2 protein-coding genes, 5 rRNA genes and 1 riboswitch are annotated in these 13,445 nt (G+C 50.2%); all 7 genes read left to right on the forward strand.

The features are described from left to right. The first annotated feature begins 132 nt into the window (after window positions 1-132). The 7 genes from guaA to ACK1LH_RS01730 all read left to right on the forward strand — a co-directional run bounded on the left by guaA (window position 133) and on the right by ACK1LH_RS01730 (window position 13,426). Window positions 133-1,653, forward strand: coding sequence for a glutamine-hydrolyzing GMP synthase (gene guaA / locus ACK1LH_RS01700; RefSeq protein ID WP_411335055.1), 1,521 nt, complete (start codon window positions 133-135; stop codon window positions 1,651-1,653). Between the two features lie 81 nt (window positions 1,654-1,734). Further along, a riboswitch (purine riboswitch) is annotated at window positions 1,735-1,836 on the forward strand. A 146-nt stretch (window positions 1,837-1,982) separates the two neighbouring features. Continuing rightward, window positions 1,983-3,308 (forward strand): NCS2 family permease, encoded by a 1,326-nt coding sequence (locus tag ACK1LH_RS01705; RefSeq protein ID WP_029286127.1) that lies wholly within the window; start codon window positions 1,983-1,985, stop codon window positions 3,306-3,308. Window positions 3,309-3,656: 348 nt separating this feature from the next. Beyond that, a 16S ribosomal RNA gene (locus ACK1LH_RS01710) occupies window positions 3,657-5,194 on the forward strand. Between the two features lie 203 nt (window positions 5,195-5,397). Further along, window positions 5,398-8,328: ribosomal RNA gene (locus ACK1LH_RS01715) — 23S ribosomal RNA — on the forward strand. Between the two features lie 91 nt (window positions 8,329-8,419). Continuing rightward, a 5S ribosomal RNA gene (gene rrf, locus ACK1LH_RS01720) occupies window positions 8,420-8,535 on the forward strand. A 219-nt stretch (window positions 8,536-8,754) separates the two neighbouring features. After that, window positions 8,755-10,292, forward strand: a 16S ribosomal RNA gene (locus ACK1LH_RS01725). A gap of 203 nt (window positions 10,293-10,495) precedes the next feature. After that, window positions 10,496-13,426: ribosomal RNA gene (locus ACK1LH_RS01730) — 23S ribosomal RNA — on the forward strand. The 16S, 23S and 5S rRNA genes sit together here, the layout of an rRNA operon. Window positions 13,427-13,445: the final 19 nt, after the last annotated feature.

Raw genomic sequence — 13,445 nt, forward strand, 5'->3', positions numbered from 1 at the left:
TGGAATTCTGCCTTCTTTTCTTTTTGAATTGGAAGGTGTAGTTCCAGCTTTTTTTATGCTCAATTTCTGAATCCTATTTTTTAGGGTATCTTTTAAATGAGGTGAACATCCGTGAACAACTTGCATGATGAAATGGTAGTCGTTTTGGATTTCGGAAGTCAGTACAACCAGCTGATTACCCGCAGAATCCGTGAGCTTGGCGTATACAGTGAGCTTCATCCTCACACGCTGACAGCAGAAGAGATCAAGGAAATGAACCCTAAAGGAATTATCCTTTCAGGCGGACCAAACAGTGTATACGGCGAAAATGCCTTCCGCTGCGATGAGCGGATTTTTGACCTGGGCATCCCGGTTTTCGGGATTTGCTACGGTATGCAGCTGATGACTCACTACCTTGGCGGGAAAGTAGAAGCTGCCAATCACCGTGAGTATGGAAAAGCGACATTGAACGTTCAAACAGAAACTGCTCTTTTCGCAGATCTTCCTAAACAGCAGATTGTGTGGATGAGCCACGGCGATCTTGTAGCTGATATCCCGAATGACTTTATCGTAGATGCAACTAGCCCATCATGCCCTTTTGCTGCAATTAGCAATGAGGAAAGACGTCTTTACGGCGTTCAGTTCCATCCAGAAGTGCGCCATTCAGAATTCGGAAACGATATTCTCCGCAATTTCGTATTCGGCGTGTGCGGATGCAGCGGTGAATGGTCCATCGAAAGCTTTATCGAGCTTGAGCTTCAAAAGATCCGTGATGAAGTCGGCGACAAAAAAGTGCTTTGTGCACTGAGCGGCGGCGTAGATTCTTCCGTTGTGGCCGTACTTATTCACAAGGCGATCGGCGATCAGCTGACTTGTATCTTCGTTGACCACGGACTTCTCCGCAAAGATGAAGCTGAAGGTGTAATGAAGACATTCAGCGAAGGCTTTAACATGAACGTCATTAAAGTGGATGCAAAAGACCGCTTCATGGACAAACTCCGTGGTGTATCCGATCCTGAGCAAAAACGTAAAATCATCGGCAATGAGTTCATTTATGTATTCGATGATGAGGCAACGAAGCTAGAAGGAATTGAATTCCTTGCGCAGGGTACGCTTTACACAGATATTATCGAGAGTGGAACGGCAACAGCTCAAACGATTAAATCTCATCATAACGTAGGTGGACTTCCTGAGGATATGCAGTTCAAACTCATTGAGCCGCTTAACACTCTCTTCAAGGATGAAGTGCGCGCGCTTGGTTCTGAGCTTGGCATTCCTGATGCCATCGTTTGGCGCCAGCCTTTCCCGGGACCTGGACTTGGTATTCGCGTATTGGGTGAGATCTCAGAAGAAAAACTTGAGATTGTTCGTGAATCAGATGCAATCCTTCGTGAAGAAATCGCAAAAGCGGGTCTTGAGCGCGATGTATGGCAGTACTTCACCGTTCTCCCTGATATCCGCAGTGTAGGTGTTATGGGGGATGCAAGAACGTATGACTACACAATCGGCATCCGTGCCGTAACGTCAATTGACGGCATGACCTCTGACTGGGCACGTATTCCCTGGGAGGTCCTCGAGATCATCTCTACTCGCATTGTAAATGAAGTAAAACACATAAACCGCGTAGTTTATGACATCACGAGCAAGCCGCCAGCTACAATTGAATGGGAATAAACGAACGAAAACGAACATTTTATATAAAATGTTCGTTTTTTGTTGACGACTTTGTGCCTATGCTGATAAGATAGACCTATCAAAAATATTGTCTAAATACGTCGTATAAAGTTGGGGATATGGCCCAAAAGTTTCTACCAAGCTGCCGTAAAGAGCTTGACTACGAGGTGTTATATAGTTCGGTGCATTCGGATAACTCTAACATGTGCCAATCTGTCTAATATCCATGTCGTCAAGCGCTCCTCTGCAGCAGGGAGCGCTTTTTTGCACTTATCTGTTTGTTTATACAAGGGCCCCCGGCACGGCGTTAAGATACAGGAGGATTTAACATGAAAAAGTATTTTCAGTTTGAAGAGCTTGGCACGAACTATCGCCGCGAGTTTATCGGCGGACTGACAACGTTCCTATCAATGGCTTACATCCTGTTCGTTAATCCGCTGACACTTTCACTGGCGTCAGTGCCTGATTTTCCGAATGAATTAAGAATGGATCAGGGGGCTGTGTTCACGGCAACTGCTCTTGCTGCAGCAATTGGATCCCTTTTAATGGGGCTCATAGCCAGGTATCCGATAGCACTTGCTCCAGGAATGGGGCTGAACGCATTCTTCGCCTTTACAGTTGTTCTTACAATGGGCATCCCTTGGCAGACAGCATTATCCGGCGTTCTTGTTTCGGGTCTGATCTTTATCGTTTTGACAACTTCAGGTCTCCGCGAAAAAATCATTAACTCAATCCCGGAGGAACTTAAGTATGCTGTTGGAGCCGGTATTGGATTGTTTATTACTTTTGTAGGTTTTCAGAATGCTGGAATCATAACAAACAATGACGCTGTGCTTGTAGGTCTAGGCAATCTAAAAGACGGAAACGCATTGCTTGCGATTTTCGGAGTGTTTGTGACTGTTATCTTTATGGTTAAACGGATCAACGGCGGCATTTTTTACGGAATGATCCTTACGGCGATTGTGGGGATGATCTTTCAGTTAATTGACGTACCGACACAGGTGGTTGGAGCTGTTCCGAGTCTTGAGCCGACATTCGGTGCTGCTTTTGCAAATCTGGATCAATTGTTTACTATCCAAATGCTTGTAGTTATTCTGACTTTCCTTTTTGCGGATTTCTTTGATACAGCAGGAACACTTGTAGCCGTAGCTAACCAGGCTGGCCTTATTAAAGAAAACAAACTGCCAAGAGCAAGCAAGGCGCTTTTCGCGGACTCTGCTGCAACGGTTATTGGTTCAATCTTGGGTACTTCAACAACGACTTCCTACATTGAATCATCTGCAGGAGTTGCTGCAGGTGCGAGAACGGGATTTGCATCCGTCGTAACGGCCGGACTGTTCCTGCTCGCCTTGTTCTTCTCGCCGCTGCTCGGTGTCATCACAGCGCCGGTAACAGCACCTGCACTTATTATAGTAGGAATTCTCATGGTTTCATCTCTCGGAAAAATAGACTGGAACAAGTTTGAGATTGCTGTACCTGCATTTCTGACCATCATCGCAATGCCGCTCACGTACAGCATCGCAACAGGAATTGCGATTGGATTTATCTTTTATCCGGTAACAATGATTGTGAAAGGGAAGGCGAAAGAGATTCATCCGATCATGTATGGATTGTTCATCATCTTCATCCTCTACTTTGTCTTTTTGGCAGGATAATAGAATAGAAGGAAAAAAGAGATGCTGCGGCATCTCTTTTTTTGTTGACTTTACCTTCTGGTGTTGGTATATTAACTCTTGTGCTTTTTAAGAGAAGCGCACGGAGCTGAAAAATACCATTAAAAAAACGTTGACGCATCAAAGTTATCGTGGTATATTAATATCTGTTGTCGCGAACGAATGACAACACAGCTTCTGAAAAAAAGATGTTGACTTTATGAATCTAGTATAGTATGATTTAAAAGTTGCTCTTGAAGCAAAAAAATGATCTTTGAAAACTAAACAAAACCAAAAGCGTACCAAACGTTTTAAATTTTTAAGTCAGCAACATTTATGAGTCACAAATTTTCTTCGGAGAGTTTGATCCTGGCTCAGGACGAACGCTGGCGGCGTGCCTAATACATGCAAGTCGAGCGGACCTCTTCGGAGGTCAGCGGCGGACGGGTGAGTAACACGTGGGCAACCTGCCTGTAAGACTGGGATAACTCCGGGAAACCGGAGCTAATACCGGATACTATGTCAAACCGCATGGTTTGACATTCAAAGACGGTTTCGGCTGTCACTTACAGATGGGCCCGCGGCGCATTAGCTAGTTGGTGAGGTAATGGCTCACCAAGGCGACGATGCGTAGCCGACCTGAGAGGGTGATCGGCCACACTGGGACTGAGACACGGCCCAGACTCCTACGGGAGGCAGCAGTAGGGAATCTTCCGCAATGGACGAAAGTCTGACGGAGCAACGCCGCGTGAGTGATGAAGGTTTTCGGATCGTAAAACTCTGTTGTCAGGGAAGAACAAGTGCCGGAGTAACTGCCGGCGCCTTGACGGTACCTGACCAGAAAGCCACGGCTAACTACGTGCCAGCAGCCGCGGTAATACGTAGGTGGCAAGCGTTGTCCGGAATTATTGGGCGTAAAGCGCGCGCAGGCGGTTTCTTAAGTCTGATGTGAAAGCCCCCGGCTCAACCGGGGAGGGTCATTGGAAACTGGGAAACTTGAGTGCAGAAGAGGAGAGTGGAATTCCACGTGTAGCGGTGAAATGCGTAGAGATGTGGAGGAACACCAGTGGCGAAGGCGACTCTCTGGTCTGTAACTGACGCTGAGGCGCGAAAGCGTGGGGAGCGAACAGGATTAGATACCCTGGTAGTCCACGCCGTAAACGATGAGTGCTAAGTGTTAGAGGGTTTCCGCCCTTTAGTGCTGCAGCTAACGCATTAAGCACTCCGCCTGGGGAGTACGGTCGCAAGACTGAAACTCAAAGGAATTGACGGGGGCCCGCACAAGCGGTGGAGCATGTGGTTTAATTCGAAGCAACGCGAAGAACCTTACCAGGTCTTGACATCCTTTGCCACTTCTAGAGATAGAAGGTTCCCCTTCGGGGGACAAAGTGACAGGTGGTGCATGGTTGTCGTCAGCTCGTGTCGTGAGATGTTGGGTTAAGTCCCGCAACGAGCGCAACCCTTGATCTTAGTTGCCAGCATTCAGTTGGGCACTCTAAGGTGACTGCCGGTGACAAACCGGAGGAAGGTGGGGATGACGTCAAATCATCATGCCCCTTATGACCTGGGCTACACACGTGCTACAATGGATGGTACAAAGGGCTGCGAGACCGCGAGGTTTAGCCAATCCCATAAAACCATTCTCAGTTCGGATTGCAGGCTGCAACTCGCCTGCATGAAGCTGGAATCGCTAGTAATCGCGGATCAGCATGCCGCGGTGAATACGTTCCCGGGCCTTGTACACACCGCCCGTCACACCACGAGAGTTTGCAACACCCGAAGTCGGTGGGGTAACCGCAAGGAGCCAGCCGCCTAAGGTGGGGTAGATGATTGGGGTGAAGTCGTAACAAGGTAGCCGTATCGGAAGGTGCGGCTGGATCACCTCCTTTCTAAGGATATGAGGTCGCTTTTGGTTTTTGTTTAGTTTTGAGAGATCATTCTCTCTATATGAAAGAAGGCGGTCATTTCTGATTTGCCGGTTGTTCTTTGAAAACTGGATAACGTAATTGATAACAAGTAATTCACTGAGATTTACGCTTACCATAGTGATTTTCTTAGACTTTACAGTCTAAACAAACGATTGACCAATTTTGGTTAAGTTATGAAGGGCGCACGGTGGATGCCTTGGCACTAGGAGCCGATGAAGGACGGGACTAACACCGATATGCTTTGGGGAGCTGTAAGTAAGCTTTGATCCAGAGATTTCCGAATGGGGAAACCCACTGTTCGTAATGGAACAGTATCTTTACCTGAATACATAGGGTACTGAAGGCAGACCCGGGGAACTGAAACATCTAAGTACCCGGAGGAAGAGAAAGCAAATGCGATTTCCCAAGTAGCGGCGAGCGAAACGGAATCAGCCCAAACCAAGAGGCTTGCCTCTTGGGGTTGTAGGACACTCTATACGGAGTTACAAAGGAACGGGGTAGATGAAGCGGCCTGGAAAGGCCTGTCATAGAAGGTAAAAACCCTGTAGTCGAAACTTCGTTCCCTCCAGAGTGGATCCTGAGTACGGCGGGACACGTGAAATCCCGTCGGAATCCGGGAGGACCATCTCCCAAGGCTAAATACTACCTAGTGACCGATAGTGAACCAGTACCGTGAGGGAAAGGTGAAAAGCACCCCGGAAGGGGAGTGAAAAGATCCTGAAACCGTGTGCTTACAAGTAGTCAGAGCCCGTTAACGGGTGATGGCGTGCCTTTTGTAGAATGAACCGGCGAGTTACGATCCCGTGCAAGGTTAAGTTGATGAGACGGAGCCGCAGCGAAAGCGAGTCTGAATAGGGCGAATTAGTACGTGGTCGTAGACCCGAAACCAGGTGATCTACCCATGTCCAGGGTGAAGTTCAGGTAACACTGAATGGAGGCCCGAACCCACGCACGTTGAAAAGTGCGGGGATGAGGTGTGGGTAGCGGAGAAATTCCAATCGAACTTGGAGATAGCTGGTTCTCTCCGAAATAGCTTTAGGGCTAGCCTCGAGTATGAGAGTCTTGGAGGTAGAGCACTGATTGGACTAGGGGCCCTCATCGGGTTACCGAATTCAGTCAAACTCCGAATGCCAAAGACTTGCTCCTCGGGAGTCAGACTGCGAGTGATAAGATCCGTAGTCAAGAGGGAAACAGCCCAGACCGCCAGCTAAGGTCCCAAAGTATACGTTAAGTGGAAAAGGATGTGGAGTTGCTTAGACAACCAGGATGTTGGCTTAGAAGCAGCCACCATTTAAAGAGTGCGTAATAGCTCACTGGTCGAGTGACTCTGCGCCGAAAATGTACCGGGGCTAAACGTATCACCGAAGCTGCGGACTGTTCTTACGAACAGTGGTAGGAGAGCGTTCTAAGGGCGTCGAAGCCAGACCGGAAGGACTGGTGGAGCGCTTAGAAGTGAGAATGCCGGTATGAGTAGCGAAAGAGGGGTGAGAATCCCCTCCACCGAATGCCTAAGGTTTCCTGAGGAAGGCTCGTCCGCTCAGGGTTAGTCGGGACCTAAGCCGAGGCCGAAAGGCGTAGGCGATGGACAACAGGTTGATATTCCTGTACCACCTCCTCACCATTTGAGCAATGGGGGGACGCAGGAGGATAGGGCAAGCGCGCTGTTGGATATGCGCGTCCAAGCAGTTAGGCCGGGAAGTAGGCAAATCCGCTTCCCATATAAGGCTGAGCTGTGATGGCGAGGGAAATTTAGTACCGAAGTTCCTGATTCCACACTGCCAAGAAAAGCCTCTAGCGAGGTGAGAGGTGCCCGTACCGCAAACCGACACAGGTAGGCGAGGAGAGAATCCTAAGGTGAGCGAGAGAACTCTCGTTAAGGAACTCGGCAAAATGACCCCGTAACTTCGGGAGAAGGGGTGCTTTTTAGGGTGAATAGCCCTGAAAAGCCGCAGTGAATAGGCCCAGGCGACTGTTTAGCAAAAACACAGGTCTCTGCGAAGCCGCAAGGCGAAGTATAGGGGCTGACGCCTGCCCGGTGCTGGAAGGTTAAGGGGAGAGGTTAGCGCAAGCGAAGCTTTGAACCGAAGCCCCAGTAAACGGCGGCCGTAACTATAACGGTCCTAAGGTAGCGAAATTCCTTGTCGGGTAAGTTCCGACCCGCACGAAAGGCGTAACGATCTGGGCACTGTCTCAACGAGAGACTCGGTGAAATTATAGTACCTGTGAAGATGCAGGTTACCCGCGACAGGACGGAAAGACCCCGTGGAGCTTTACTGCAGCCTGATATTGAATTTTGGTACAGCTTGTACAGGATAGGTAGGAGCCTTGGAAGCCGGAGCGCAAGCTTCGGTGGAGGCATTGGTGGGATACTACCCTTGCTGTATTGAAATTCTAACCCGCAGCCCTTACCGGGCTGGGAGACAGTGTCAGGCGGGCAGTTTGACTGGGGCGGTCGCCTCCTAAAATGTAACGGAGGCGCCCAAAGGTTCCCTCAGAATGGTTGGAAATCATTCGCAGAGTGTAAAGGCACAAGGGAGCTTGACTGCGAGACCTACAAGTCGAGCAGGGACGAAAGTCGGGCTTAGTGATCCGGTGGTTCCGCATGGAAGGGCCATCGCTCAACGGATAAAAGCTACCCCGGGGATAACAGGCTTATCTCCCCCAAGAGTCCACATCGACGGGGAGGTTTGGCACCTCGATGTCGGCTCATCGCATCCTGGGGCTGTAGTCGGTCCCAAGGGTTGGGCTGTTCGCCCATTAAAGCGGTACGCGAGCTGGGTTCAGAACGTCGTGAGACAGTTCGGTCCCTATCCGTCGTGGGCGCAGGAAATTTGAGAGGAGCTGTCCTTAGTACGAGAGGACCGGGATGGACGCACCGCTGGTGTACCAGTTGTCTTGCCAAAGGCATCGCTGGGTAGCTATGTGCGGAAGGGATAAGTGCTGAAAGCATCTAAGCATGAAGCCCCCCTCAAGATGAGATTTCCCATCACATTTGTGAGTAAGAACCCTGAAAGATGATCAGGTTGATAGGTCTGAGGTGGAAGCGCGGTGACGTGTGGAGCTGACAGATACTAATCGTTCGAGGACTTAACCACAGTCTAACTAAGCGTAAATTGCACGTGAATCTTGTTATCAAACGTTACTCAGTTTTGAAAGAATAACTTCTTTCAACAAAAATGCATATTGTCTGGTGATGATGGCAAAGAGGTCACACCCGTTCCCATGCCGAACACGGAAGTTAAGCTCTTTAGCGCCGATGGTAGTTGGGGGTTTCCCCCTGTGAGAGTAGGACGTTGCCAGGCTGTAGCAATGATTCTGATCAGCTTATGCTGTGAAGCATCAGCGGTTTTATCCGCAAGCTATAAAACTTCAAAAAAGATGTTGACTTTATGAATCTAGTATAGTATGATTTAAAAGTTGCTCTTGAAGCAAAAAAATGATCTTTGAAAACTAAACAAAACCAAAAGCGTACCAAACGTTTTAAATTTTTTAAGTCAGCAACATTTATGAGTCACAAATTTTCTTCGGAGAGTTTGATCCTGGCTCAGGACGAACGCTGGCGGCGTGCCTAATACATGCAAGTCGAGCGGACCTCTTCGGAGGTCAGCGGCGGACGGGTGAGTAACACGTGGGCAACCTGCCTGTAAGACTGGGATAACTCCGGGAAACCGGAGCTAATACCGGATACTATGTCAAACCGCATGGTTTGACATTCAAAGACGGTTTCGGCTGTCACTTACAGATGGGCCCGCGGCGCATTAGCTAGTTGGTGAGGTAATGGCTCACCAAGGCGACGATGCGTAGCCGACCTGAGAGGGTGATCGGCCACACTGGGACTGAGACACGGCCCAGACTCCTACGGGAGGCAGCAGTAGGGAATCTTCCGCAATGGACGAAAGTCTGACGGAGCAACGCCGCGTGAGTGATGAAGGTTTTCGGATCGTAAAACTCTGTTGTCAGGGAAGAACAAGTGCCGGAGTAACTGCCGGCACCTTGACGGTACCTGACCAGAAAGCCACGGCTAACTACGTGCCAGCAGCCGCGGTAATACGTAGGTGGCAAGCGTTGTCCGGAATTATTGGGCGTAAAGCGCGCGCAGGCGGTTTCTTAAGTCTGATGTGAAAGCCCCCGGCTCAACCGGGGAGGGTCATTGGAAACTGGGAAACTTGAGTGCAGAAGAGGAGAGTGGAATTCCACGTGTAGCGGTGAAATGCGTAGAGATGTGGAGGAACACCAGTGGCGAAGGCGACTCTCTGGTCTGTAACTGACGCTGAGGCGCGAAAGCGTGGGGAGCGAACAGGATTAGATACCCTGGTAGTCCACGCCGTAAACGATGAGTGCTAAGTGTTAGAGGGTTTCCGCCCTTTAGTGCTGCAGCTAACGCATTAAGCACTCCGCCTGGGGAGTACGGTCGCAAGACTGAAACTCAAAGGAATTGACGGGGGCCCGCACAAGCGGTGGAGCATGTGGTTTAATTCGAAGCAACGCGAAGAACCTTACCAGGTCTTGACATCCTTTGCCACTTCTAGAGATAGAAGGTTCCCCTTCGGGGGACAAAGTGACAGGTGGTGCATGGTTGTCGTCAGCTCGTGTCGTGAGATGTTGGGTTAAGTCCCGCAACGAGCGCAACCCTTGATCTTAGTTGCCAGCATTCAGTTGGGCACTCTAAGGTGACTGCCGGTGACAAACCGGAGGAAGGTGGGGATGACGTCAAATCATCATGCCCCTTATGACCTGGGCTACACACGTGCTACAATGGATGGTACAAAGGGCTGCGAGACCGCGAGGTTTAGCCAATCCCATAAAACCATTCTCAGTTCGGATTGCAGGCTGCAACTCGCCTGCATGAAGCTGGAATCGCTAGTAATCGCGGATCAGCATGCCGCGGTGAATACGTTCCCGGGCCTTGTACACACCGCCCGTCACACCACGAGAGTTTGCAACACCCGAAGTCGGTGGGGTAACCGCAAGGAGCCAGCCGCCTAAGGTGGGGTAGATGATTGGGGTGAAGTCGTAACAAGGTAGCCGTATCGGAAGGTGCGGCTGGATCACCTCCTTTCTAAGGATATGAGGTCGCTTTTGGTTTTTGTTTAGTTTTGAGAGATCATTCTCTCTATATGAAAGAAGGCGGTCATTTCTGATTTGCCGGTTGTTCTTTGAAAACTGGATAACGTAATTGATAACAAGTAATTCACTGAGATTTACGCTTACCATAGTGATTTTCTTAGACTTTACAGTCTAAACAAACGATTGACCAATTTTGGTTAAGTTATGAAGGGCGCACGGTGGATGCCTTGGCACTAGGAGCCGATGAAGGACGGGACTAACACCGATATGCTTTGGGGAGCTGTAAGTAAGCTTTGATCCAGAGATTTCCGAATGGGGAAACCCACTGTTCGTAATGGAACAGTATCTTTACCTGAATACATAGGGTACTGAAGGCAGACCCGGGGAACTGAAACATCTAAGTACCCGGAGGAAGAGAAAGCAAATGCGATTTCCCAAGTAGCGGCGAGCGAAACGGAATCAGCCCAAACCAAGAGGCTTGCCTCTTGGGGTTGTAGGACACTCTATACGGAGTTACAAAGGAACGGGGTAGATGAAGCGGCCTGGAAAGGCCTGTCATAGAAGGTAAAAACCCTGTAGTCGAAACTTCGTTCCCTCCAGAGTGGATCCTGAGTACGGCGGGACACGTGAAATCCCGTCGGAATCCGGGAGGACCATCTCCCAAGGCTAAATACTACCTAGTGACCGATAGTGAACCAGTACCGTGAGGGAAAGGTGAAAAGCACCCCGGAAGGGGAGTGAAAAGATCCTGAAACCGTGTGCTTACAAGTAGTCAGAGCCCGTTAACGGGTGATGGCGTGCCTTTTGTAGAATGAACCGGCGAGTTACGATCCCGTGCAAGGTTAAGTTGATGAGACGGAGCCGCAGCGAAAGCGAGTCTGAATAGGGCGAATTAGTACGTGGTCGTAGACCCGAAACCAGGTGATCTACCCATGTCCAGGGTGAAGTTCAGGTAACACTGAATGGAGGCCCGAACCCACGCACGTTGAAAAGTGCGGGGATGAGGTGTGGGTAGCGGAGAAATTCCAATCGAACTTGGAGATAGCTGGTTCTCTCCGAAATAGCTTTAGGGCTAGCCTCGAGTATGAGAGTCTTGGAGGTAGAGCACTGATTGGACTAGGGGCCCTCATCGGGTTACCGAATTCAGTCAAACTCCGAATGCCAAAGACTTGCTCCTCGGGAGTCAGACTGCGAGTGATAAGATCCGTAGTCAAGAGGGAAACAGCCCAGACCGCCAGCTAAGGTCCCAAAGTATACGTTAAGTGGAAAAGGATGTGGAGTTGCTTAGACAACCAGGATGTTGGCTTAGAAGCAGCCACCATTTAAAGAGTGCGTAATAGCTCACTGGTCGAGTGACTCTGCGCCGAAAATGTACCGGGGCTAAACGTATCACCGAAGCTGCGGACTGTTCTTACGAACAGTGGTAGGAGAGCGTTCTAAGGGCGTCGAAGCCAGACCGGAAGGACTGGTGGAGCGCTTAGAAGTGAGAATGCCGGTATGAGTAGCGAAAGAGGGGTGAGAATCCCCTCCACCGAATGCCTAAGGTTTCCTGAGGAAGGCTCGTCCGCTCAGGGTTAGTCGGGACCTAAGCCGAGGCCGAAAGGCGTAGGCGATGGACAACAGGTTGATATTCCTGTACCACCTCCTCACCATTTGAGCAATGGGGGGACGCAGGAGGATAGGGCAAGCGCGCTGTTGGATATGCGCGTCCAAGCAGTTAGGCCGGGAAGTAGGCAAATCCGCTTCCCATATAAGGCTGAGCTGTGATGGCGAGGGAAATTTAGTACCGAAGTTCCTGATTCCACACTGCCAAGAAAAGCCTCTAGCGAGGTGAGAGGTGCCCGTACCGCAAACCGACACAGGTAGGCGAGGAGAGAATCCTAAGGTGAGCGAGAGAACTCTCGTTAAGGAACTCGGCAAAATGACCCCGTAACTTCGGGAGAAGGGGTGCTTTTTAGGGTGAATAGCCCTGAAAAGCCGCAGTGAATAGGCCCAGGCGACTGTTTAGCAAAAACACAGGTCTCTGCGAAGCCGCAAGGCGAAGTATAGGGGCTGACGCCTGCCCGGTGCTGGAAGGTTAAGGGGAGAGGTTAGCGCAAGCGAAGCTTTGAACCGAAGCCCCAGTAAACGGCGGCCGTAACTATAACGGTCCTAAGGTAGCGAAATTCCTTGTCGGGTAAGTTCCGACCCGCACGAAAGGCGTAACGATCTGGGCACTGTCTCAACGAGAGACTCGGTGAAATTATAGTACCTGTGAAGATGCAGGTTACCCGCGACAGGACGGAAAGACCCCGTGGAGCTTTACTGCAGCCTGATATTGAATTTTGGTACAGCTTGTACAGGATAGGTAGGAGCCTTGGAAGCCGGAGCGCAAGCTTCGGTGGAGGCATTGGTGGGATACTACCCTTGCTGTATTGAAATTCTAACCCGCAGCCCTTACCGGGCTGGGAGACAGTGTCAGGCGGGCAGTTTGACTGGGGCGGTCGCCTCCTAAAATGTAACGGAGGCGCCCAAAGGTTCCCTCAGAATGGTTGGAAATCATTCGCAGAGTGTAAAGGCACAAGGGAGCTTGACTGCGAGACCTACAAGTCGAGCAGGGACGAAAGTCGGGCTTAGTGATCCGGTGGTTCCGCATGGAAGGGCCATCGCTCAACGGATAAAAGCTACCCCGGGGATAACAGGCTTATCTCCCCCAAGAGTCCACATCGACGGGGAGGTTTGGCACCTCGATGTCGGCTCATCGCATCCTGGGGCTGTAGTCGGTCCCAAGGGTTGGGCTGTTCGCCCATTAAAGCGGTACGCGAGCTGGGTTCAGAACGTCGTGAGACAGTTCGGTCCCTATCCGTCGTGGGCGCAGGAAATTTGAGAGGAGCTGTCCTTAGTACGAGAGGACCGGGATGGACGCACCGCTGGTGTACCAGTTGTCTTGCCAAAGGCATCGCTGGGTAGCTATGTGCGGAAGGGATAAGTGCTGAAAGCATCTAAGCATGAAGCCCCCCTCAAGATGAGATTTCCCATCACATTTGTGAGTAAGAACCCTGAAAGATGATCAGGTTGATAGGTCTGAGGTGGAAGCGCGGTGACGTGTGGAGCTGACAGATACTAATCGTTCGAGGACTTAACCACAGTCTAACTAAGCGTAAAT

The sequence above is a fragment of the Metabacillus indicus genome, from assembly GCF_046603695.1.
GTDB classification, from domain to species: Bacteria; Bacillota; Bacilli; order Bacillales; family Bacillaceae; genus Bacillus_P; species Bacillus_P indicus.

Excerpts from the sequence above, each read along its gene's own strand:
- ACK1LH_RS01705 (WP_029286127.1), top strand. The coding sequence starts at position 1,983 with ATGAAAAAGTATTTTCAGTTTGAAGAGCTTGGCACGAACTATCGCCGC.
- guaA (WP_411335055.1), top strand. The coding sequence starts at position 133 with ATGGTAGTCGTTTTGGATTTCGGAAGTCAGTACAACCAGCTGATTACC.